Origin of the sequence: Streptomyces sp. 147326 (assembly GCF_045000215.1) — a bacterium.
Classification (GTDB): Bacteria; Actinomycetota; Actinomycetes; order Streptomycetales; family Streptomycetaceae; genus Streptomyces.
On the sequence record NZ_CP134201.1, the window covers coordinates 5,543,022 to 5,566,164 of the forward strand.

19 protein-coding genes are annotated in these 23,143 nt (G+C 71.9%); 10 read left to right on the forward strand and 9 right to left on the reverse strand.

The features are described from left to right. Positions 1–42 precede the first annotated feature (42 nt). Positions 43–1,827 carry a DEAD/DEAH box helicase gene (locus RIU97_RS25330; RefSeq protein ID WP_404959871.1) on the forward strand — a complete coding sequence of 595 codons (1,785 nt, stop codon included), beginning with the start codon at positions 43–45 and terminating at the stop codon, positions 1,825–1,827. A gap of 104 nt (positions 1,828–1,931) precedes the next feature. On the opposite strand, the gene RIU97_RS25335 is transcribed toward RIU97_RS25330, so the two are convergent. After that, a complete protein-coding gene (locus RIU97_RS25335; RefSeq protein WP_404959873.1) occupies positions 1,932–3,308 on the reverse strand; it encodes a hypothetical protein in 1,377 nt (458 codons plus the stop codon). A gap of 309 nt (positions 3,309–3,617) precedes the next feature. Here RIU97_RS25335 and RIU97_RS25340 point away from each other — a divergent pair, with 309 nt between their 5' ends. The 3 genes from RIU97_RS25340 to RIU97_RS25350 all read left to right on the forward strand — a co-directional run bounded on the left by RIU97_RS25340 (position 3,618) and on the right by RIU97_RS25350 (position 6,945). After that, positions 3,618–4,832, forward strand: coding sequence for an IS110 family transposase (locus RIU97_RS25340; protein ID WP_404953105.1), 1,215 nt, complete (start codon positions 3,618–3,620; stop codon positions 4,830–4,832). A gap of 384 nt (positions 4,833–5,216) precedes the next feature. After that, positions 5,217–5,858, forward strand: a complete 642-nt coding sequence (locus RIU97_RS25345) for an IclR family transcriptional regulator (RefSeq protein WP_007264382.1) — start codon at positions 5,217–5,219, stop codon at positions 5,856–5,858. Positions 5,859–6,147: 289 nt separating this feature from the next. After that, complete coding sequence (locus RIU97_RS25350; protein ID WP_404959874.1) at positions 6,148–6,945, forward strand: S16 family serine protease; 798 nt, start codon at positions 6,148–6,150, stop codon at positions 6,943–6,945. Here the strand turns inward: RIU97_RS25350 and RIU97_RS25355 are convergent. From RIU97_RS25355 to RIU97_RS25365, 3 genes are all read right to left on the reverse strand, one after another. Continuing rightward, positions 6,875–8,215 (reverse strand): MFS transporter, encoded by a 1,341-nt coding sequence (locus RIU97_RS25355; protein ID WP_404959876.1) that lies wholly within the window; start codon positions 8,213–8,215, stop codon positions 6,875–6,877. The two genes, RIU97_RS25350 and RIU97_RS25355, sit on opposite strands and share 71 nt — an antisense overlap. A gap of 75 nt (positions 8,216–8,290) precedes the next feature. Continuing rightward, positions 8,291–8,938, reverse strand: coding sequence for an ArsR/SmtB family transcription factor (locus tag RIU97_RS25360; RefSeq protein WP_404959877.1), 648 nt, complete (start codon positions 8,936–8,938; stop codon positions 8,291–8,293). Between the two features lie 93 nt (positions 8,939–9,031). Next, complete coding sequence (locus tag RIU97_RS25365; RefSeq protein WP_404959879.1) at positions 9,032–9,511, reverse strand: Lrp/AsnC family transcriptional regulator; 480 nt, start codon at positions 9,509–9,511, stop codon at positions 9,032–9,034. Between the two features lie 141 nt (positions 9,512–9,652). Here RIU97_RS25365 and hppD point away from each other — a divergent pair, with 141 nt between their 5' ends. After that, positions 9,653–10,807, forward strand: a complete 1,155-nt coding sequence (hppD, locus tag RIU97_RS25370) for a 4-hydroxyphenylpyruvate dioxygenase (protein WP_030717898.1) — start codon at positions 9,653–9,655, stop codon at positions 10,805–10,807. Positions 10,808–10,913: 106 nt separating this feature from the next. Here hppD and RIU97_RS25375 read toward each other — a convergent pair whose 3' ends face one another. Next, entirely contained in the window at positions 10,914–12,455 is a 1,542-nt protein-coding gene (locus tag RIU97_RS25375; RefSeq protein WP_404959880.1) for a tetratricopeptide repeat protein, read from the reverse strand. Positions 12,456–12,579: 124 nt separating this feature from the next. Between RIU97_RS25375 and RIU97_RS25380 the strand changes: the two genes are divergently transcribed. Next, positions 12,580–13,962 (forward strand): FAD-binding oxidoreductase, encoded by a 1,383-nt coding sequence (locus tag RIU97_RS25380; RefSeq protein WP_404959881.1) that lies wholly within the window; start codon positions 12,580–12,582, stop codon positions 13,960–13,962. Between the two features lie 145 nt (positions 13,963–14,107). Here RIU97_RS25380 and RIU97_RS25385 read toward each other — a convergent pair whose 3' ends face one another. Continuing rightward, complete coding sequence (locus RIU97_RS25385) at positions 14,108–14,587, reverse strand: SsgA family sporulation/cell division regulator (RefSeq protein ID WP_404959882.1); 480 nt, start codon at positions 14,585–14,587, stop codon at positions 14,108–14,110. A gap of 255 nt (positions 14,588–14,842) precedes the next feature. On the opposite strand from RIU97_RS25385, the gene RIU97_RS25390 reads away from it, so the two are divergent. Continuing rightward, positions 14,843–16,306: an RDD family protein gene (locus tag RIU97_RS25390; protein WP_404959884.1), complete on the forward strand. Its 1,464-nt coding sequence runs from the start codon at positions 14,843–14,845 to the stop codon at positions 16,304–16,306. 266 nt (positions 16,307–16,572) lie between these two features. Further along, complete coding sequence (locus RIU97_RS25395) at positions 16,573–17,256, forward strand: RDD family protein (RefSeq protein ID WP_404959885.1); 684 nt, start codon at positions 16,573–16,575, stop codon at positions 17,254–17,256. Positions 17,257–17,368: 112 nt separating this feature from the next. Here the strand turns inward: RIU97_RS25395 and RIU97_RS25400 are convergent, their stop codons facing one another. Continuing rightward, the gene (locus RIU97_RS25400) at positions 17,369–17,683 is read right to left on the reverse strand and encodes a hypothetical protein (RefSeq protein WP_404959886.1); all 315 of its coding nucleotides are present in this window, start codon (positions 17,681–17,683) and stop codon (positions 17,369–17,371) included. Between the two features lie 472 nt (positions 17,684–18,155). Here RIU97_RS25400 and RIU97_RS25405 point away from each other — a divergent pair, with 472 nt between their 5' ends. Both RIU97_RS25405 and RIU97_RS25410 read left to right on the forward strand, forming a co-directional pair. Beyond that, positions 18,156–20,516, forward strand: a complete 2,361-nt coding sequence (locus RIU97_RS25405; protein ID WP_404959887.1) for an immune inhibitor A domain-containing protein — start codon at positions 18,156–18,158, stop codon at positions 20,514–20,516. A gap of 112 nt (positions 20,517–20,628) precedes the next feature. Next, entirely contained in the window at positions 20,629–20,931 is a 303-nt protein-coding gene (locus tag RIU97_RS25410; protein ID WP_037807208.1) for a hypothetical protein, read from the forward strand. A 37-nt stretch (positions 20,932–20,968) separates the two neighbouring features. Here RIU97_RS25410 and RIU97_RS25415 read toward each other — a convergent pair whose 3' ends face one another. Next, complete coding sequence (locus RIU97_RS25415) at positions 20,969–21,592, reverse strand: isochorismatase family protein (protein WP_404959889.1); 624 nt, start codon at positions 21,590–21,592, stop codon at positions 20,969–20,971. A 155-nt stretch (positions 21,593–21,747) separates the two neighbouring features. Beyond that, the gene (locus tag RIU97_RS25420) at positions 21,748–23,076 is read right to left on the reverse strand and encodes a nicotinate phosphoribosyltransferase (RefSeq protein WP_404959891.1); all 1,329 of its coding nucleotides are present in this window, start codon (positions 23,074–23,076) and stop codon (positions 21,748–21,750) included. Positions 23,077–23,143: the final 67 nt, after the last annotated feature.

Sequence of the window (23,143 nt, forward strand, 5' to 3'; positions counted from 1 at the left end):
GTTGTCCTACGTACGACTGCCGAGAGCGACGAACCGGAGACCGTGACTACTACCGCCTCCCACCACCTCTCACCCGCCTTCCCCGGCCGCGCCCCTTGGGGTACGGCGGGCAAACTGCGCGCCTGGCAGCAGGGAGCACTGGACCGTTACATCGAGAAGCAGCCGCGGGACTTCCTCGCGGTCGCGACCCCCGGCGCAGGCAAGACCACCTTCGCGCTGACCCTCGCCTCCTGGCTGCTGCACCACCACGTGGTCCAGCAGGTGACCGTGGTCGCGCCGACCGAGCACCTGAAGAAGCAGTGGGCTGAAGCCGCGGCGCGGATAGGCATCCGGCTGGATCCCGAGTACTCCGCCGGGCCCCTCAGCAAGGACTACCACGGGGTCGCCGTCACCTACGCGGGTGTCGGCGTGCGCCCGATGCTGCACCGCAACCGGTGCGAGCAGCGCAAGACCCTCGTCATCCTCGACGAGATCCACCACGCCGGTGACTCGAAGTCCTGGGGCGAGGCCTGCCTGGAGGCCTTCGACCCGGCGACCCGGCGCCTGGCCCTGACCGGTACGCCCTTCCGGTCCGACACGAACCCGATCCCCTTCGTCTCGTACGAGGAGGGGAACGACGGGATCCGCCGGTCGTCCGCCGACTACACCTACGGCTACGGCAACGCCCTCGGCGACGGCGTCGTCCGGCCCGTCATCTTCCTCTCCTACAGCGGCAACATGCGCTGGCGCACCAAGGCGGGCGACGAGATCGCCGCCAAGCTCGGCGAGCCGATGACGAAGGACGCCATCTCGCAGGCCTGGCGCACCGCGCTGGACCCGCGCGGCGACTGGATGCCGAACGTGCTGCGCGCCGCCGACCAGCGGCTGACGGAGGTCAGGAAGGGCATCCCCGATGCGGGCGGCCTCGTGATCGCCTCCGACCAGGAGTCGGCGCGCGCCTACGCCAAACTGCTGCGGGAGATCACCGGCAGCAAGGCGACCGTGGTGCTCTCCGACGACACCGGCGCGTCGAAGCGGATCGACGAGTTCAGCGAGGACGGCAGCCGCTGGATGGTCGCGGTCCGGATGGTGTCCGAGGGCGTCGACGTACCGCGCCTCGCGGTGGGCGTGTACGCGACGACGATCTCGACCCCGCTGTTCTTCGCCCAGGCCGTCGGGCGCTTCGTGCGCTCGCGCAGGCGCGGCGAGACCGCGTCCGTGTTCCTTCCGACCATTCCCTACCTCCTCGGCTTCGCCAACGAGATGGAGGTCGAGCGCGACCACGTCCTCGACAAGCCGAAGAAGCAGGGCGAGGAAGACCCGTACGCCGAGTCCGAGAAGGAGATGGACGAGGCGAACAAGCAGGAGGACGAGGACACCGGCGAGGACGAACAGATGTCCTTCGAGGCGCTGGAGTCCGACGCGGTCTTCGACCGGGTGCTCTACGACGGCGCCGAGTTCGGCATGCAGGCGCACCCGGGCAGCGAGGAGGAGCAGGACTACCTCGGCATCCCCGGACTGCTGGAGCCGGACCAGGTGCAGATGCTGCTGCAGAAGCGGCAGTCGCGGCAGATCGCGCACAGCCGCCGCAAGCCGGACTCCGAGGCGGACCTGCTGGAGCTGCCGGCGGAGCGGCGGCCGGTGGTCTCGCACAAGGAGCTGCTGGAGCTGCGGAAGTCGCTGAACACGATGGTCGGCGCGTACGTCCACCAGAGCGGCAAGCCGCACGGGGTGATCCACACGGAGCTGCGCCGGGTGTGCGGCGGACCGCCGAGCGCGGAGGCCACGGCGGGGCAGCTGCGCGAGCGGATCAAGAAGGTGCAGGAGTGGGCCACCCGCATGCGGTGACCCCGCGGTGAGTTCGCGGTGAGTTCACACAGAACAGGGGACGGGGTCCGTGCGGAGCATCGCACGGACCCCGTCCCCTGTGACGGTCTTACGGTCTTGCGCGGTTACGCGGTGGGGCGGCGACGGCGGCCGGTGCCCGCGACCAGGGCCGCGCCCATGGCGAGCGCCACGCCGGCCCCGGCGAGGGCCCAGCTGGTGGCCGCGTCGGTGCCGGTCTCGGCCAGCTGGCCACCGGTGGCGACGGGGGTCGTGTCCTTGATCGGGGTGGAGTGGCCCTCGGGCTTCGGCTGGTTGCCGGTGTTGCCGCCGTCGCCGGTGCCGGTGCCGGGCGCGGTGATCGAACTGTAGGCGAAGGCCACGTCGGAGGTGATGCCGTCCACGCCGTGGTCGTCCGCGAGCACGGCCATGAAGATCGGGCCGACCGGGGCGTCCGCGGTGAACTTGGCCCGCAGCAGGATGTCGAACTTCGCGTCCTTGCCGACCGCGCGGTCGATGAGCGTCCAGGCCACCTGGCTCGACGTGTCGTTCTTGGCGTCGACCCAGCGCCCGCCGTCCCAGACCTCGATGGCGAGGTGCTTCGACTTGAGGGTTTCGCTGTTGTTGTCGAAGAAGACCGCGAAGCCGTAGTTGTCGATCTTCTCCTTGCCGGAGTTGTCGACGCCGAGCGAGAACGGCTGCCAGCCGCCGCCCGCCTTGAAGCCGCCGGCCGGCAGGCCCTGCAGGGCGACCTTCGGTCCGTTGTTCTGCTCCTGCTCGTCGGGCGAGGTCACCTTGGACTCGTACCGGACGCGGTCCGCGGTGCCGCCCTCGGCGGTCGTGGACAGGGAGAATCGCGAGGACGGCGTGTCCTTGCCGAACTTCATACGAAGCTTGAGGTCGAAGACCTCGTTGTTTTCGATGTCCACGTCGGCGACGCCGAGGCTGTAGACCTCCTCGGATCCGTCCGCCGCGATGGCGTGCCAGCCCCAGGTGCCCTTCGAGTCGGGCGCGTAGACCTCCGCCTGGATGTCGTCGGCCTCCCACCCGAAGGTGTCGAGGGTCCACAGGACCAGTTCGAGCGAGTAGTCGTCGACGGCCGGACGGCCCGAGTTGTCCACGTGCAGGGAGAACTCGCTCCAGCCGGCGCCGGACCTGAACTCCTTCGGGAGGCCGTCCAGGGTCAGCTTCGGGGCGGAGGCGACGGTCTTCTGGTCGGTCTTTCCGGCGCCCTCGGACGTGACCGTCTCGGCCGGCTTCGGCTGCGGCTTCGGCTGGGCCTCCGGGGCCGCCGGCTGCTGCCCGGCCTCGGGCTTCGACGCCTCCGGGGCCTGCGGGGCCTGCGGGGTCTCTCCGGTCGCCGGGGCCGTGTCGTCCTTCGGCGCCGCGTCCGGGGTCGTGACCGCCGGGTTGCGGACCTCGTCGGCCATGGCCGGCGTGGCCATCAGGACCGTCGGGCCGACCACCGCGGCGGCGGCGACCATGGCGATGCGCTTGAGCTTCATGCGGGTTTTCCCCCTCCGAACGGCCCAGGTGCGCGCGAGCGCATCCCCCGTTATGTTTTTCGCGGTCCTGCAATGGGGCCGCTGGCCTCCGGGCCCGGTATGACTGTGTCCCCTCTGTCGAAGGCATGACCTGGGGGGTGGTGTCGCCGGGTCCGAGGGGTGCCGTCGGAGACGCTGATGAGAGACCCGGCCACCGCCCGGTCCGGCGCAATGCCGGGCACAGACGTGGGCGGCAGGTCTACATAACGTGGATGCGCGAGCACGGTGCCATTGCCGAGGCCGGCACGGTCAACACCTGGGAAGGGTGCGATGTTAGACACCGAAGGCGTGGGCGTCTTCCTCGGGATGGACGTCGGCAAGACCGCCCACCACGGCCACGGGCTCACCCCGGCCGGGAAGAAGGTCTTCGACAAGGCGATGCCCAACAGCGAACCGAAGCTGCGGGCCGTCTTCGACAAGCTCAAAGCCAAGTTCGGCACCGTCCTGGTGATCGTGGACCAGCCCGCATCCATAGGCGCCCTGCCTCTGACCGTCGCCCGCGACGCCGGCTGCCAGGTCGCCTACCTGCCCGGACTCGCGATGCGACGGATCGCCGACCTCTATCCAGGCGAGGCGAAGACCGATGCGAAGGACGCGGCGGTGATCGCGGACGCGGCCCGGACGATGCCTCACACTTTGCGTTCGCTGGAGCTGACCGACGAGATCACCGCCGAGCTCACGGTGCTGACCGGCTTCGACCAGGACCTCGCGGCCGAGGCCACCCGCACTTCGAACCGGATACGCGGTCTGCTGACCCAGTTCCACCCCAGCCTCGAGCGGGTCCTGGGCCCGCGGCTGGACCACCCCGCCGTCACCTGGCTCCTCGAGCGATACGGATCCCCGAACGCTCTGCGGAAAGCCGGCCGCCGCAGACTCGTTGAGGTGATCCGTCCCAAGGCCCCCCGCATGGCGGCCCGGCTGATCGACGACGTCTTCGACGCCCTCGACGAACAGACCGTCGTGGTCCCGGGAACCGGCACCCTCGACGTGGTCATCCCGTCGCTGGCCCGCTCGCTCGCCGCGGTCCACGACCAACGCCGGGCCCTGGAAGCCCAGATCAGCACCCTGCTGGTGGCTCACCCTCTTCACCAGGTCCTGACCTCGATGCCGGGAGTCGGAGTCAGGACCGCCGCCGTCCTGCTGGTCACCGTCGGCGACGGGACCGGCTTCCCCACCGCCGCCCACCTCGCCTCCTACGCCGGCCTCGCCCCCACGACGAAGTCGTCAGGGACCTCGATCCACGGCGAACACGCACCCAGAGGAGGAAACCGGCAGCTCAAACGCGCCATGTTCCTCTCCGCCTTCGCCTGCATGAACGCCGACCAGGCCTCCCGCGCCTACTACGATAGGCAAAGAGCCCGCGGCAAAACCCACACCCAGGCTCTCCTCCGCCTCGCCCGCCAACGCATCAGCGTCCTCTTCGCCATGCTCCGCGACGGAACCTTCTACGAATCCCGGACCCCCAGCGTCACTCTCGCCGCATGACCGCCCCAAACAGCCTCAAACCCGGCGCCACATCCTTGACGAAGGACATAGAGACACCCCCCCGAGCCGAATGACCATCTTTTTGAACATGATCAGAGTAATGGGGCGGTAAAGAGCTCCTGTGGCAATTGAGGTTACGAATCGACACCAGAAGCGATCAGGAACCGGCACAAACGGGTAGCACGCGCCCGGATTCTGGACGAGCCCTTCCGCTGAGCGGACCTGCTCGCTACTGTCCCCGCATCGAACGCACCGTGGCAGCGCCGCCGCGGGAGCGCAGCCGGTGCCATGGCCGCTACCGGCGGCCTCTCCGTGCGCCGCCGCGGGACCGGCGGCGTTCCACCCCGAGAGTCACCGCCGCTCACCGAAAGAGGGAGAGGCGTCGTGACCGCGGAAACCTCCCAGACTCTCGACAGAGGGCTCAGAGTCCTCAAACTGCTCGCCGACACCGACCACGGTCTGACCGTCACCGAGCTCTCCAACCGCCTCGGTGTGAACCGCACCGTGGTCTACCGGCTCCTCGCCACGCTCGAACAGCACGCCCTGGTCCGCCGTGACCTCGGCGGCCGGGCCCGCGTCGGGCTCGGCGTGCTCCGGCTGGGCCGGCAGGTGCATCCCCTCGTACGCGAGGCCGCCCTGCCCGCGCTGCGTTCGCTCGCCGAGGACATAGGGGCCACCGCGCACCTGACCCTCGTCGACGGCACCGAGGCGCTCGCCGTCGCCGTCGTGGAACCGACCTGGACGGACTACCACGTGGCCTACCGGGCCGGCTTCCGCCACCCGCTGGACCGCGGGGCCGCCGGGCGGGCCATCCTGGCCGCCCGTCAGGGCTCCCTCATCGAACCCGGGTACACGCTGACGCACGGCGAGCTCGAAGCGGGCGCGAGTGGCGCGGCCGCGCCGCTCGTGGGGATCACCGGGCTGGAGGGCAGCGTCGGGGTCGTGATGCTGGCCGATGCGGTGCCGGAGCGGGTGGGGCCGCGGGTGGTGGACGCGGCGCGCGAAGTCGCCGACGCGCTGCGCTGAGCCGACGCGCTGCGCTGAGCCCGACGTTCTTCGCCGGGTGCGGTGCGGCGGTGTGGGGGGGGGGTGGGTGCGGCGCCGTCGCCGGGGGCGCTGCCCCCGGACCCTCCCCCAGCTACCGCTGGGAGATGCCCCCAGCGCCTCAAACGCCGGCGGGGCTGCAAGAGCGCCTCAAACGCCGGCGGGGCTGGATTGCCCGGCGCGGCTGAAGAGGCCCGGCGGGGCTGGAGCGCCCGGCGGGGCTGGATCGCCCGGCGGGGCCGGTGTGAGCATGGGCGGATAGATTGGGTGGGTGCTCTCACGCCTCACACGTCTGTCGCGTCCCGTTGCCCTGGCCGTCTGTGCCGTGCCCGTGGTCGGGTTGTTCGTCGCCGCGGCCTTCGCACCCCTGCCCTACGTGGTCGCCGTTCCCGGCCCCACGGCCGACGTGCTGGGGTCCGACAAGGGCAAGCCGGTCATCACCGTCACCGGGGCGCCCGTCCGGGAGACCGAGGGCCAGCTGCGGATGACGACCATCCGGGCCACCGGCCCGTCCTCGACCATGCGGCTGCACGAGCTCGTCGACCACTGGTTCAAGACCGATCAGGCGGTCATGCCCAAGGAGGCCGTCTACTCCTCGGGCGGAAGCGACGAGGAGATCGAGAAGCACAACCTGGAGGAGATGGCCAAGTCGCAGTCGGCCGCCGCCGAAGCCGCGCTCGGCTATCTCCACAAGGACCCGAAGGACGTGAAGGTCGAGCTCAACCTCGCCGACGTCGGCGGTCCGAGTGCCGGGCTCCTCTTCTCCCTCGGCGTCGTCAACAAGCTCGACGGCGACGGCAGCGGCGGCGATCTCACCGGCGGACGGAGCATTGCCGGTACGGGAACCATCACCGCCGACGGCACGGTCGGCGCCGTCGGCGGGGTGGCCCTGAAGACCCAGGCCGCGCGGCGCGACGGGGCGAGCGTGTTCCTCGTGCCGAAGGCCGAGTGCGCGGACGCCCGGTCGGAACTCCCCGAGGGGCTGCGGCTGGTCCCCGTCACTTCGCTGACGGATGCGGTGAACTCCCTGCGTGCGCTGAAGCGGGGAGAGGACGTTCCGTCCTGCTGACGTCCGGCTCGCGGTCCAGGCCGCGCCAGGCCGGGAAGACCAGCGGGGCGAGCGTCGTCAGCAGGTAGGTGCCGCCGAACAGCAGCAGCGCCGGACCGATCCCGAACCCGTCGACCAGCAGGCCCGCCGCCAGCCCGCCCAGCGGCATGGTCAGCTCGCAGCCCGCCGTGGTCACCCCCGCGACGCGGCTGCGCAGCTCGTCCGGCACCTGCTCGTACATGACCGTGGTCAGGATCGGGTTGAGCACGCCCACGCACAGGCCGGCCAGGGCCATGGTCACCGCGAGCGGCAGCGGCGTGTCGGTGACCGCGGCCACGGCGTACCGGGTCGCCCCGGAGAGCAGGAAGGCCCCCGCGAACACCGTCCGGCGCGGGAACCGCTCGCCCCACACCCCGTAGAGCAGGGCGCCGAGCAGTGCGAAGCCGCCGAAGAGGGAGATCATCAGGCCGAGCGTGGTGGCGCCGCCGAGGGCGTCGCGGCCGTGCACGGGCAGCAGCACCGAGGACCAGCCCTGGTCCAGGCCGTTGGTCATCATGACCATCACCGTGATGCCCAGCAGCAGCCGGGAGCGGGTCAGGAAGGCCCAGCCCTCGGTCAGTTCGGTGCGGTACGCCGCGAGGGACGCCTTGCCGGCGGCCGGCTGCGGCTCGGCGGACGGGACCCCGCGCAGGAACGCGGCGACCAGCAGCGCCGACGCCCCGAAGGTCGCCGCGTCCAGCAGCAGTACGGTCTCGGCGCCGAACGCCGCGATCAGTACGCCGGCCACGGCGGCCCCGATCATCCGGGCGCCGCGGGAGACCGCGTCGTAGAGGCTGGCCGCGCGGGTGACGGTGGTGCCGGCGTGCCGGGCGAGGTCCGGCAGGAGCACGTGGCGGGCGGTCAGGCCCGGGGTGTGCACGAGGCCGCCGACGGCCATCAGCGCGCACAGCATCCAGAAGTCGAGCACGCCCGCGTGGTGCAGCAGCGGGATCGCGCCGACCGACAGGCCGCTGATCAGGTCGGAGGCGACGGAGATCCGGCGGCGGCCGGTCCGGTCGATGACCGGTCCGCCGATCAGGGCCGCCACGACGACGGGGAGGGTGGCGCAGAAGGCGACGACCCCGGCCCGGCCGGCGCTGCCGGTGGTCTGCAGCACGAACCACGGGACGCCGATGAGGGTGAGTGAACTCCCGGCTATGGAAATCGTGTTGGCGGCCAGTACGCCGATCAGCGGGCGCTTGTCAGTACGGCGCTCCGCGCGCGGCGGCCCGTCGGGGAGTAAGGCGTGCACGGCAGGACTCCTGGGATGAGCGGGGGAGGGGCGGTGGGTGCGGCGGGTGGGCCGGGCGGCGGGTGTGGCGGGTCGCTACTCGGCCCGGCGGGGTCGCTGCACGGCCGCCTCGCGCGGGAAGGCGTGCGTGTGGAAGCGGACCGCCTTCGTGCCCTCCGAGGCCGGCAGGTCGCGATAGCTGTTGATCAGGTCGTGCATCTTGTGGATCAGTTCGAGGCTCTGCTCGGCGGTCAGGTGCAGGGTGAAGTCGCTCAGGTCCGCGCCGCGCCGCCACTCCTGGGGCCAGGTGTGGGCGTTGCCGAGCCAGGTGCTCAGCTCCTGCGTGTGGATCGTCGCGATCTCGTGCAGGAAGAGGTCCGCCGCACCGCGCACGGCCGGGTCCTCGTCGAGCGTCAGTGTCTCGTCGAAGGCCGTGGCGTCGTACACGGCCCGCCACCAGCGTTCGCGGCCCTTGCCGTGCTCGGGTGCGTCCTCGACGAAACCGTGCGCCCCGAGCTGGCGCAGGTGGTAGCTGGTGGCGCCGCTCGACTCCCCGAGCCGATCGGCCAGTTGGGAGGCGGTCGCGGGGCCGTCGTGGCGCAGGGCGCCCAGCAGGCGGATGCGCAGGGGGTGGGCGAGGCCGCGCAGTGAACGGGCGTCGAGCGTACGGACGCTGGGCTCTGCGGGCCCCGCAGGTTCTACGGGGTCAACGGGGTCAACGGGGTCTGCGGGGTGCTCGGGCATGGCTCGACGATAGAGTTGCAAAGATTTCTCTGCAAGGATTTCTTTGCAACGTCTTCTTCGGATGCCCGGCCGGCCGTCGGGCCCCGGGCGGCGTCAGGGCCGGGTGTCGTCCTCGGCGGCCTGCTGGACCAGCGGGATGATCCGCAGGGGCACCGGGTTCTCCATCACGATCGCCGTCGACGCCCTGACGATCCCCTCGAACCCGACCACGCGGTCGATCACCCGCTGCAGGTCGGCGTTGGACCGGGCCACGAGCCGGCACAGCATGTCCCCGTGCCCGGTGGTGGTGTGCAGCTCCAGCACCTCCGGCACCCCGTCCAGGTGGGCCCGTACGTCGGCCCCCTGCCCCTGCTTGATCTCCAGCGTGGCGAACGCGGTCACCGGATACCCGAGAGCCGTCGGATCGACCTGCGGGCCGAAACCGCGGATGACCCCGTTCGACTGGAGCCGGTCGAGGCGGGCCTGCACGGTCCCGCGGGCCACGCCGAGGCGGCGCGAGGCCTCAAGGACCCCGATCCGGGGCTCGCGGGCGAGCAGGACGATGAGCCGGCCGTCGAGTTCGTCGATGCCCATGGAGGCCTCCGGGTGCCCACGCGTGCTCGTGGGTGGTCATAGTGCACAGATGTTTCAATCATCCTGCGCTCAGACTGGTCACCTTGTATAGGCAAACAGGAAACTATTGCGCAGCTTGTGGATCGGCGGGACTCTGCGCTCATGACTGAGTCTTTGGCGAACCTCGAAACCACCCCGCACACCGCGCGTGAGGCGGACCCCTTCCCGGTGAAGGGCATGGACGCGGTCGTCTTCGCCGTCGGCAACGCCAAGCAGGCCGCGCACTACTACTCGACCGCCTTCGGCATGAAGCTCGTGGCCTACTCCGGCCCGGAGAACGGCAGCCGCGAGACGGCCAGCTACGTCCTGACCAACGGCTCCGCGCGCTTCGTGCTGACCTCGGTCATCAAGCCGGCGACCGACCACGGCCGCTTCCTGGCCGAGCACGTCGCCGAGCACGGCGACGGCGTGATCGACCTCGCCATCGAGGTCCCGGACGTCCGCGCGGCGTACGCGTACGCCGTCGAGCAGGGCGCCCGCGGCCTGGACGAGCCGTACGAGGTCAAGGACGAGCACGGCACCGTCGTGCTGGCCGCGATCGCGACGTACGGACAGACCCGCCACACGCTGGTCGAGCGCGGCGACTACACCGGCCCGTACCTGCCGGGCTACGTGGCCGTCGACCCGATGGTCGCGCCCCCGGCCAAGCGCACCTTCCAGGCCATCGACCACTGCGTCGGCAACGTGGAACTCGGCCGGATGAACGAGTGGGTCGCCTTCTACAACAAGGTCATGGGCTTCACGAACATGAAGGAGTTCGTGGGCGACGACATCGCGACCGAGTACTCGGCGCTGATGTCCAAGGTGGTCGCGGACGGCACCAAGAAGGTCAAGTTCCCGATCAACGAGCCGGCGATCGCGAAGAAGAAGTCGCAGATCGACGAGTACCTGGAGTTCTACGGCGGCCCCGGCGTCCAGCACATCGCGCTGGCCTCGAACGACATCGTCGCGACGGTGCGCTCGATGCGCGCGGCCGGCGTCCAGTTCCTCTCCGTCCCGGACAGCTACTACGACACGCTCGGCGAGTGGGTCGGCGACACCCGGGTGCCGATCGACGAGCTGCGCGAGCTGAAGATCCTGGCCGACCGCGACGAGGACGGCTACCTGCTGCAGATCTTCACCAAGCCGGTCCAGGACCGCCCGACCGTCTTCTTCGAGATCATCGAGCGCCACGGCTCGATGGGCTTCGGCAAGGGCAACTTCAAGGCGCTGTTCGAGGCGATCGAGCGCGAGCAGGAGAAGCGCGGCAACCTCTAGGCCGCCCGCGCGGCTTCCCGGCCCCCCGGCCTGCGCCGGGGGGCCCGCCCGTGTCCGGCCGGCCGCGTCGCGGCCCCGTGAGGGGAGGGCCGCGGCGGCCGGCCGGTCAGCGGGTGGACGGGGAAGGAGCCGGCTTCGGCTCCTGCGACGCCTTCGGTTCCTGCGGTTCCTGCGACGCCTTCGGCTTCGGCGTGGGCCGGGGCTTGGGCAGCTCCGGCTCGACCCACGGAGTGACCGGCTGCAGGTGCTCCGGGCCGCCCGGTGCCGGCTGGCCGATCGCCGTCAGCGCCTCCTTCGCCAGCGGCCCGCGCAGCGGCGAGAAGTGCGGGTTCGTCCGCATGGTGTCCTGGAGGCTGCGGCGGGCCGCCGCCACGTCACCGAGGCCGCGCTCGATCATCGCCCGGTGGTACGAGAAGTCGGCGCTGCGCAGGCCCTGTTCCGTGGCCTTCTTCGCGTACTCCAGCGCCGCCGTGTCCTCGCCCGCCTGGTGCAGGGCCCACCCCAGCGCGTCCGCGACCTGCACGCTCTTGTGCCGCGACCACTCCTCCGACAGGCGCCGCACCGCCGCCGACGGATCACCGTGGTCCGCCTCGTACAGGCCGAGGACCACGTCGTCGTCGACGCCGTTCTGCCCGTCCCGCGCCGCCATCGAACCGAGCATGTCGTACGGCACGCGCGCCTCCCGGGCCCGGCCCAGCGACTCCAGCAGCTCGCCCAGCTCCCGCGCCAGCTGCGGCACCGGGGTCCGCCCCAGCGCCAGCCGGTAGTCCCGCACCGCCTCCCCGGAACGCCCCAGCGCGGCCAGCGCACGGGCCCGGCCGCCCAGCGCCTCCGCCTGCGCCGGATCCGTCCGCAGCGCGCCCTCGTAGTGCCGCAGCGCCTCCGCCGCGTCGCCCCGCTCCCAGCACAGCTCCCCGAGCCGGAACAGCGCGTACGCCTTCTCCGCGGGGGCCTTCGCCGCGCCCGCCGCCTGCTCCATCGACATCACCGCGTCCTCGCGCCAGCCGCGGTCCCGGTAGACCTGCGAGGCCCTGACGTACGCCGCCAGGCCCGGCCGCAGCTCCAGCAGCAGCTCCATCGACTTCTGGGCGGCCTTGTAGTCGCCGAGCCCGGTGTACGCGTCCACGAGCACCGGGTACGCCGTCCACCGCTTCGGCGCCTGCGCCCGTACGAGCTCGCCCCACTTCTTGGCGTTCCCGAAGTCCCGGCGGGCATTGGCCAGCGCGCCCATGCCGGTCATCGCGTCGAAGTTGCCCTTCTCCGCCGGGCGGACCTCCAGCGAACGCTTCAGCGCCTTCTCCGCCTTCGGGAACCAGCCCGAGTCCGCGGTGCGCCGGGCCTGTTCGAGGTAGGCGGAGCCGAGGACCGCCCACGAGGCGTCGTCGTCCGCGTGCTTCGCGACCCACTTCTCCCGGTCCGCCACCAGCGCCGTCAGGTCCACCGCCGCCGCGGGCGCACCCATGCCCACCGCCGACGCGGCGCGCTCGCTCGGCCCCGGCGGGCGGGCGTCGTCACCGGTCCGGGCGGGGCGGATCAGCAGGGCCCCGGCGATCAGGACCACGGCGACCGCGGCGGCCACGAGCGTCTTGCGGCCGGTGAAGGTCACGGGCGGCGCCGGTGTCTGCGTTTCCTCGTCGATACGGTCCATGAGGTCACTGTGCGTCAATATGAAGAGTTCACGGAGGTGCCCGAAGAGGGGCGCGGGCGTGTTCACACCGATGGTCCCGCGACGACCTCTGGGAGGGGCCCCACCGGGGTGCCAGGCTGGTCCCATGGATGACGATCTCTCCGCACGTCTGCGAGCGAACCTCCTCGAAGGGCTCCCGGCCGACGCCCTGCTCACCGATCCCCAGGTGACCACCTCCTACGCCACCGACATGGCCAGCTTCTGCGCCGCCGGGACCCCGGCCGTCGTCGTACTGCCCCGGACCGTCGAACAGGTCCAGCACGTCATGCGCACCGCCACCGCCCTACGGATCCCCGTCGTCCCGCAGGGCGCCCGCACGGGCCTGTCGGGCGGCGCCAACGCCTCCGACGGCTGCATCGTGCTGTCCCTGGTGAAAATGGACCGGATCCTGGAGATCAGCGCCGTCGACCGGATCGCCGTCGTCGAGCCGGGCGTGGTGAACGCCGTGCTCTCGCGGGCCGTCGCCGAACAGGGCCTGTACTACCCGCCCGACCCCTCCAGCTGGGAGCAGTGCACCATCGGCGGCAACATCGGCACCGCCTCCGGAGGCCTGTGCTGCGTCAAGTACGGGGTCACCGCCGAGTACGTGCTCGGCCTCGACGTGGTCCTGGCCGACGGGCGGCTGCTGCGCACGGGCCGCCGGACCGCCAAGGGCGTCGCCGGATACGACCTCACCCGGCTCTTCGTCGGCTCCGAGGGCAGCCTCGGCGTCGTCGTCCAGGCCGTCCTCGCCCTCAGGCCCGCGCCGCCCCGCCAGCTCGCCCTGGCCGCCGAGTTCCCCTCGGTCGCGGCCGCCTGCGAGGCCGTCTGCGCCGTCATGGAGGCGGGCCTGACCCCCTCGCTGCTGGAACTGATGGACCGTACGACCGTCCGCGCCGTCAACGCCCTCGGCAAGATGGGACTGCCGGAGGCCACCGAGGCCCTCCTCCTGGCCGCCTTCGACACCCCGCACGCCCCGGAGGACCTCGCGGCCGTGGGGGAGCTGTGCACCGCCGCCGGGGCCACCGCCGTCGTGCCCGCCGAGGACGAGGCGGAGTCGGAACTGCTGCTGCAGGCCCGCCGGATGTCCTTCCCCGCGCTGGAGGCCCTGCGGCCCGCGACGATGATCGACGACGTGTGCGTACCGCGCTCGCGGCTCGGCGAGATGCTGGACGGGACGGCCGCCATCGCCCGCGCCCACGACCTGCTCATCGGGGTCTGCGCGCACGCCGGAGACGGCAACACCCACCCGATCGTCTGCTTCGACCCCGCCGACGAGGACGAGACGCGGCGGGCCCGCGAGTCCTTCGGCGCGATCATGGCGCTGGGGCTGGAGCTGGGCGGGACCATCACCGGCGAGCACGGGGTCGGCGTCCTGAAGAAGGAGTGGCTGGCCCGCGAACTCGGCCCGGTGGGGCTGGAGATGCAGCGCGCCGTCAAGCAGGCCTTCGACCCGCTGGGGCTGCTCAACCCGGGCAAGCTCTTCTGACCGCGGCTCCGGCTCCGGCTCCGGCTCCGGCTCCGGCTCCGGCTCCGGCTCCGGCTCCGGCTCCGGCTCCGGCTCCGGCTCCGGCTCCGGCTCCGGAGCCGGCTCCGGAGCCGGCCGTACGGGCCGGGGCCGGGGCCGTCCGCCATCACAGGTCCCCGTCCGCCGACTCGTCCGACGGCCACGGGTCGTGCAGCCACAGGTCGTCGGCGGGGGTCGGGGTGAGCAGCTCGGCCAGGGCCGCGTCGAGGCCGAGCCGCTCGGCCTCGGTGCCGGGCGGGACCACGCGCAGGGTGCGCTCCAGCCAGGCCGACACGGAGCCGGCGGGGGCCTCCAGGAGGGCGTCGCCGTCGGGGGAGCTGAGTGCCATGCAGAGCACGGACTTGTTGTCGACCTTGGTGGGCCAGATCCGGACGTCGCCGTGGCCGGACGGGCGGAACACCCCCTCGACGAGCAGCTCGCGCGCGAAGGTCCAGTTGACGGGGGTGCTGGAGCCGGTGTGGAAGGTGATGTGGACGGCGTACGGGTCGTCCGTGAGGTAGAGGAGCCGGGCCGGGACGGGGATGCTGCGCTCGGGGGACAGGACCAGCTTCAGTTCCAGCTCGCGCTCGATGACGGGGTGGTGCATGACGGCCTCACTTCGGTTCGGTGCCGGGGCCTGATGGCGCCCCACACCCCGAGAGAGCGCCGATGTGCCCGGGTATGACGCGAGTTCCGGCAACGAACCGGAGATTGGCTGAATTCTTTTGGCTGACCGAAAAGCGTTGGGGGAGTGAGGTTCGCTCAATGGCTTGGATTCTCCCGTTACCGGACCTGTCGGGCCGAGGTTCTTGGCTATGGTCCTCCCTTGCACAAGCCTCAAGCCACGATCGGAGTTGGGGACATGACGGCCTCCCCTGGTGACGGCGAGCACGCGGCCCGCGAGGGCTACTACCCCGATCCGTCCATCCCCGGGTACATCCGGTACTGGAACGGTGCGGCCTGGGTGCCCGGCACGAGCCGCCCCGCCCCCGCGCAGGAGACGGGTCCGGTGTTCCTCGACGAGACCTCCGTGACCGAGGCACTGCCGGAGCCCGAACCGGAACGGGAACGCGGGCCGGAACCCGTCGCCGAGCCCGAACCCGCGGTGTGGCAGGCCGACCCCCTGCACCAGGCCGGCTTCGGCGGGCCCCGCGACCACCGGGTCTCGTGGGGCAGTCCGCCGGAGCCGGAGCCGGAGCCGGAGCCGGAGCCTCGGCCTGGGGCCGGCCAGGCCGCCGCCCGGGCGGCGGGGATCTCCCTGGCCCGTACGGCGGCTGCCGCGGCGGCGCCCGCACGGCTTCCCGCGCAGTCCTCCATGGGCATCCTGTCGGCGGGCTCCCCGGCCGCGCAGGCCCCGGCCCCGGCCCCGGCCGCGCAGGCCCCGGCCCCGGCCCCCGCCCCGGCCGCGCAGGCCCCGGCCCCCGCCCCGGCCGCCCCTGCTCCGGCCCCCGTCGCCCCGGCCCCGGCATGGCCCGACGCACCCGGAGCCGGAGTGTCCGGAGCCACCTCCTCCTGGCCGGGGGCGGCCGCCCCCTCCCGGCCCGCCGCCCCGGCCCCCGCCCCCGCCCCCTCCCGGCCCGCCGCCCCGGCCGATCCGGGCCCGGAGGCCGAGCTCCCCGCCGCGCCCCGCCCCGGCACGGCACAGGCCGCCGAGGCACCCCGGCACGAGGCGTGGGCGCCCCGGCCCGCGGGAGTCCGCCCGAAGGTGCCGTCCGCCGGGGCACCGGCCGCCCCGGCGGAGCCCCGGTCGAAGGGCTGGGAGCCGAGCGGGTCCGAGGGCGACCGTCCGGAGAGCTCCGCCTCCCGCCCGGCAGGCACCCGTACGCACCGTGAGGTGTTCGAGCGGATGGCCGAACGGGCGGTGCGCCCCGCCGGGCTGACGCGCAGAGCCGTGGCCCGCGCGCTGGACTCCCTCGTCTTCGCCGCCGTCGCGGCGGCCGCCGCCCGGCCCCTCCTCGCCGAGGCCGCCGCCCACGTACAGGCCAAGGTCGACGCCGCCCGCGCCGGCGGACGCACCACCACCGTCTGGCTGTTCGACGAGACCATCGCCGGTCACCTGGGCCTGGTCCTCGGCGCGGTCCTCCTCTTCGGGGTGCTGTACGAGGCGCTCCCCACGGCCCTCTGGGGCCGCACGCCGGGCAAGAAGCTGCTCGGCGTGCGCGTGCTGGCCACCGCCACCCTCCGCCCGCCCACCTTCGGTGCGGCCCTGCGCCGCTGGCTCGTCTACGCCCTCCTCGGCGTCCCCGGCAGCCTCTGGTGCCTCGTGGACCGCCCGCGCCGCCAGGCCTGGCACGACAAGGCGGCGAAGACCTACGTGACCCGCTGACCCGGCACCCAGCGGCCACGGACCCCGACGCACCCCCGAACTCCGGCGGAGCCGGGTGTGTGCCGGGGCGCTCCCCGCAGGGCGCCGAACGCGAGGTGCCCCGGCCCTCCGCCCCCCCCGCCACGTTCGGCGCCCGAGGAGACGCCCCGGCGCGCGCCCGGCCCCACCCGAACCGACCCCGCACGAGCGGCGCAGCCGACCGGCCGTCTCCCCCGAACGGACGCCGTCCCGTTGCGGGGGTGACGGAGCCGGGTTCGACTCGGGCCATGAGTACCGACCAGCCGCCGCCGGGCGAGCCGCCCGAGGAGGACCCGTTCCGCAAGAAGCCCCAGGAGCCGACGCCTCCGTCGGGCGGTTCCCCGTACGGCTCGCCGCCTCCCGGAAGCGGCGGCGCCCCGCCGCCCCCGTACGGCGGCGGTGACCCGTACGGCGGTGGCGGCGGCCACGGCATGCCCGATCCGCTCGCGGGCATGCCCCCGCTCGCCGACTTCGGCAGGCGGCTCGCCGCACGCATCATCGACGTGCTGATCGTCGCCGTCCCGCTGTTCCTCATCCAGCTGGCCTTCGGCACGAACCGGTACATGGTCGAGACGGACCGGGGCGAGGACGTCAGCGAGGTCATCACGAAGTCGTACAGCGGCAGCGGCCTGCTGATGACACTGATCTCGATCGTCGCGTACGTCGGCTACGACTGGTGGTTCACCAAGAAGAGCGGCCAGACGGTCGGCAAGAAGGCGCTGGGCCTGCGCGTCGCGATGCTCAACGACGGCAGCGTGCCGAGCTCCAAGGCGGCCCTGAGCCGCGCCGCCGTGCTCTGGCTGCCGACGCTGATCTGCTGCTTCTGCCTGTGGCCGATCGCCCTGGTGGTCTCGATCCTCGTCGACAAGCCGTACAAGCAGGGCCTGCACGACAAGGTTGCCAAGACGGTCGTGGTCCAGGCCGCCACCTAGCACGCGGGCAGCGCGGTGCAGCGCGGGCGGTCGTCCTCCGGGGCGGCCGCCCGCGCCGCGTCGCGCTCGGCTCCCGCGCGCCGCGCGCACCGTCCGCGCGGCGGGCGAAAGCTCAGTGGTGGACGGGGTGTTCGGCCTCGGCCGTCCGGGGATCGGGCACCCGGGCGGCCGGCGTCGCACCCTCGTGGGAGGCGGGCTGCGCGGCGGGCGCGGGGGCCGCGGAGGCCCTCGTACCGGCCGCGTGACGGCCGCGGCGGCGAGGCACGGGCACGGTGAGGGCGACGAGCAGGCCCAGGGCGAGCGCGGCCGCGGAGATGACCGCGACCCCGAGCCCGGTACTGGTCTGCGAGAGCAGCAGCATGGCGATCGTCGACACGATGACCGTGGCGGACCCGTAGGCGAGCTGTGCGGCAGTCGGACGCGGCATGGCGATATCCGTCCTCGGGAGGGGAGGGGGAGTCGGCTCAACTAGGTCGCGCGTCAAGTGACTCTACGACGGGAGATGCCCGAGAGGAACCGCCGGTAAGCGTGACCTAACACACGGTGCCGGAGCACGGGGGGCGCACGGGATCATTTTCCGCGCTGCGGCAGAGGGGGAAATGGGGACGGGACGGACCTTCGACGGGGTCGGGAAGCGCCCTTCGCCCCGTATGGCAGCGGAACGTCCGGATACCGGAACTCCCTGACCGCATAGTGCAGTTGTAAGGCGCAAGTCAAGGTCTGTCTTTTCTTGCTTCTCTCCGGTCAAATGTCGTCACTTGAGACGCGCGCCGCGCGGAACCCCCCGCTCCTATGGAGAAGTTCCGACCTACGTCGCGGCCGCGGGAGGGGAACGACATCAAGTGACCAGCAATTCCGCCAGACGGCGTGCGATACGCGCTGCCGCCGTCACCGTGACCATGGCTGCTTGTGCGACAAGCGCCACCTTCTTCACCGTCACCGCGGCCCAGGCCGAGGGCAAGGCCTCGGCCGCCCCGGCTCCCGCGGCCGACCGGCAGGACCCGACCGCTCCTGCCAAGGTCGTCGAGCACGACCTGAAGGGTCCGTTCAGCGAGCAGCAGGCCCAGCAGCGCAAGGCCGCCCTGGACCAGGTGCTCCAGGGCAAGAAGGGCGTCGAGCAGCGCGGCGCCTCCAAGGTCGTCAAGCTCGACGACAAGAAGTACGTCGAGCTCGGCCGCGAGAAGACCGACAAGATCTTCACGATCCTCGTCGAGTTCGGCGACCAGGTCGACAGCACGACCATGCACGACCCGGACGGCCCCGGCCCGCAGCCGGCGGTCCCGAAGTACGGCGGCACCCCCGGTCCGCTGCACAACACGATCGCCCAGCCGGACCGCGCCAAGGACAACAGCACCGCCTGGCGCAAGGACTTCAGCCGCGACTACTTCCAGGACCTGTACTTCGCGTCGGGTGAGGGCAAGGACTCGCTGAAGACCTACTACGAGAAGACCTCCTCGGGTCGCTACTCGGTCGAGGGCGAGGTCGCCGACTGGGTCAAGGTCCCGTACAACGAGGGCCGTTACGGCTCCAACTTCTGCGGCCAGTCCAACTGCTCCAACGTCTGGGACACCGTCAAGGACGGCGTCACCGCGTGGGTGGAGGCCCAGAAGAAGGCCGGGAAGTCCGACGCCGAGATCAAGGCGAAGCTGGCCCAGTACGACCTCTGGGACCGCTACGACTTCGACGGCGACGGCAACTTCAACGAGCCCGACGGCTACATCGACCACTTCCAGATCGTCCACGCGGGCGAGGACGAGTCGGCCGGCGGCGGCGTGCAGGGCACCACCGCACTGTGGGCGCACCGCTGGTACGCCTACGGCACCGCCGCGGGCAAGACCGGCCCGGACAACAACAAGGCCGGCGGCACCCAGATCGGCAACTCCGGCATCTGGGTCGGCGACTACACGATGCAGCCCGAGAACGGCGGCCTCGGCGTCTTCGCGCACGAGTACGGCCACGACCTCGGCCTGCCCGACCTCTACGACACCTCCGGTGGCGGCGAGAACGGCGTCGGCTTCTGGTCCCTGATGTCGGCCGGCTCCTGGCTCGGCGCGGGCAAGGACTCCATCGGCGACCTCCCGGGCGACATGACCGCCTGGGACAAGCTCCAGCTGGGCTGGCTGAACTACGACACGGCGAAGGCCGCGACGAAGTCCACCCACAAGCTGGGCGTGGCGGAGTTCAACACCAAGGACAAGCAGGCCCTGGTCGTCAACCTGCCGAAGAAGCAGGTCAAGACCGAGGTCGTCGCGCCCGCCGAGGGCTCCGCCCAGTGGTGGAGCGGCATGGGTGACGACCTCAAGAACACCCTCACCCGGTCGGTGGACCTGACGGGCAAGACGTCCGCCGCGCTGTCCCTCAAGGGCTGGTGGGACATCGAGGCCGACTACGACTACCTCTACACCGAGGTGTCCACGGACGGCGGCGCCACCTGGACCGCCCTCGCCGGCACCGCCGACGGCACGGCCATCCCGGCCGACGCCTCCGGCAGTCCGTCGCTCACCGGTGTCTCGGGTGCCTGGAAGTCGCTGAACTTCCCGCTCGACGCCTACGCGGGCAAGAAGGTCGACCTCCGCTTCCGCTACCAGACGGACGGCGGCGCGGGCGGCAAGGGCTTCACCGCCGACGCCGTGACCCTCACCGCGGACGGCTCCGCGCTGTTCACCGACGGCGCCGAGAACGGCGACAACGGCTGGACCGGCAAGGGCTTCTCCCGCATCGGTGCCAGCTTCACCAAGGAGTACGCGCAGTACTACCTGGCCGAGAACCGCCGTTACGTCTCGTACGACAAGACCCTCAAGGTCGGCCCGTACAACTTCGGCTTCGGCAACACCAAGCCCGACTGGGTCGAGCACTACCCGTACCAGGACGGCCTGCTCATCTGGCAGTGGGACACCAGCCAGAAGGACAACAACACCAGCGCCCACCCGGGCCAGGGTCTGATCCTCCCGATCGACGCCAACGCCAAGCCCATGAAGTGGGCCGACGGCACCCTGCTGCGGAACAAGATCCAGCCGTACGACGCGACCTTCAGCGCCTACTCGACGGACGCGTTCACGCTGCACAAGAACGGCGAGTCGCTCTTCCTGAAGCCGAAGCCCGCCAACCTGGTCTTCGACGACCACAAGGGCAAGTACTTCTACGACGAGAACCCGACCGGATCGGTGAAGGTCACTGACACCAACACCAAGATCAAGATCCTGAAGGAGACCTACGACGGTGAGGTCATGACCGTCGAGGTTGGTCCCTCCTCGAAGTAATTCGGTAAAACCGCAGGTCAAAGCATGATCGGCCGTCGCCCTCTAGCGGGCGGCGGCCGATCGCGTTTAGATGCCCGGTACGAGTTTCTTATTGACGGGGGAGATGACAGCCATGCCCGGTGGAGGTTTCGTCAGATTGCCAGGCGGCAGCGTGGTCGTAGCGCTCACGCTGCCGAGGCCGTGTGGAGAAGGCGGAAATGTCCGCGTTCTGGTGCACGCCGCGAACCGGGCCCGCGCCCTGACCAGGCTGCGGAACCTCGGGATGCGGGCGGTGTACCTGCGGGGCAACGCGCACCCGCCGACGCCGGATGAGGTCACGGCCGTCCTGCACCACCCGGACGGCCTGCTGTGGCGCGGCGCGCCCGACCGCGCGCAGGAGCTCTGGCACCCCATCCGGGCCCTGCTGGGGACCTAGACCATGTTCTACCGTCTCCAGCCGTCTCCAGCCGTCTCTAGCCGCCCTGGGCGTCCTCGTGGCCGTCCCGGTCCGCCTTGTGGCTCACCAGGGTCACTCCCGCCGCACGGAGCTCCTCCAGGGCCCGTGCGGTGGTGTGCGGGGCGACGGCGGCCGTCAGGTCCAGCAGGACCCGGGTGTCGAAGCCGGCACGGGCGGCGTCGAGGGCGGTGGCCCGGACGCAGTGATCGGTGGCGATCCCGACCACGTCCACCTCGGTGACCTGCCGGTCCCGCAGCCACTGGCCGAGCGTCGCCCCGTTCTCGTCGGCGCCCTCGAAGCCGCTGTACGCGGCCTCGTGCGCGCCCTTGTCGAAGACGGCGGCGACGGCGCCCGAGGCCACGGCGGGGGCGAAGTTCGGGTGGAAGCCCACCCCCTCGGTCCCGGCGACGCAGTGGACGGGCCAGGAGGTCTCGAAGTCCGGCTCCGCCGGGGGGTGCGCGAAGTGGGCACCGGGATCGATGTGGTGGTCCCGGGTGGCGACGACGTGCCGGTACGCGGGCGTGGCCTGGCCGATGTACTCGGTGACGGCGGCGGCGACGTCGGCTCCGCCGGTGACCGCGAGGCTGCCGCCTTCGCAGAAGTCGTTCTGTACGTCGACGACGATCAGTGCGCGGTGCATGACGTAGTCCTTCGGCTCGATGTCTCTGTGCGGCGGCGGGGCCCTGCGGAGGCTCTTCCCCCACCCCGCCCCTTCCCGAAACTGGGGCTCCGCACCAGACCCCGCGCGGAGCGCCGTAGGGGGTTCGGGGCGGAGCCCCGGCTGTGGAGCTGCGGCTACGCGTACTCCGTGGGGAGCACGGCCTCGCCGCGCGAGAGCTGCGTCGCGGACAGCGGCAGCCCCGCGCGGGCAGCGCGGTGGCGGTCGCGCGCGGCCTCCAGCGGCTCGCGGGCGACCACCTCGCCGGCCTTGACCAGCTGGGTCAGGAGCTGGTGGTCGGCCAGGGCCGACGGGACCGGCCCGATCCCGACCACCTCCGCCTCGGCGACGCCCTCCGCGTCCACCCGCCGCGCCGCCCACTTGCGGCCCCCGATGGAGGTCTTGCCGCCCGTGGACTTCTTCGCCACCGGAGCCAGCGCCGCCTTGGGGTCCGCGGAAACGGCCCGGGCCACCAGCTTGTAGACCATCGAGCACGTCGGGTGCCCGCTGCCCGTCACCAGCTGCGTGCCCACGCCGTACGCGTCCACGGGCGCCGCCGCCAGCGAGGCGATGGCGTACTCGTCCAGGTCCGAGGTGACCACGATCTTCGTCGCCGTCGCCCCCAGCTCGTCCAGCTGCTGCCGCACCCGGTGGGCGACCAGCAGCAGGTCACCGGAGTCGATCCGGACCGCGCCCAGGTCGGTGCCGGCCACCTCGACGGCGGTGCGGACGGCCTCGGCCACGTCGTAGGTGTCCACCAGAAGGGTGGTGCCCCGTCCCAGCGAGGCCACCTGCGCGGTGAAGGCGTCCCGCTCGCTGTCGTGCACCAGCGTGAAGGCGTGGGCGCTCGTGCCGACCGTCGGGATCCCGTACCGGAAGCCGGCCGCCAGGTCCGAGGTCGAGGCGAAGCCGCCCACGTACGCGGCCCGCGACGCGGCCACCGCCGCCAGTTCGTGCGTGCGCCGCGCGCCCATCTCGATCAGCGGGCGGTCGCCCGCCGCCGAGGACATCCGGGAGGCGGCCGCGGCGATCGCCGAGTCGTGGTTGAGGATCGACAGGATCACGGTCTCCAGCAGCACGCACTCGGCGAAGCTGCCCTCCACCCGCAGGATCGGCGACCCGGGGAAGTAGACCTCCCCCTCCGGGTAGCCCCAGATGTCACCGGAGAAGCGGTACGAGGCCAGCCAGTCCAGGGTCCGCATGTCGACGACGGCCCGCTCGCGCAGGAACTCCAGCACCGCGCCGTCGAAGCGGAAGTTCTCCACCGCGTCCAGCACCCGCCCGGTTCCGGCGACGACCCCGTAACGGCGCCCCTCGGGCAGCCGCCGGGTGAAGACCTCGAAGACCGAGCGGCGGTCGGCGGTGCCGTTGGCCAGGGCGGCCTGCAGCATCGTGAGCTCGTAATGGTCCGTGAAGAGCGCTGTCGACGGCACGTCCACCGGCAGGCCCAGGTCCGCAGGGTTCATGTCACGGATGCTAGCGCACATTTCGTCAAAGTGACGAGATGTGCGACCCGTTTGTGCGACGGGCCCT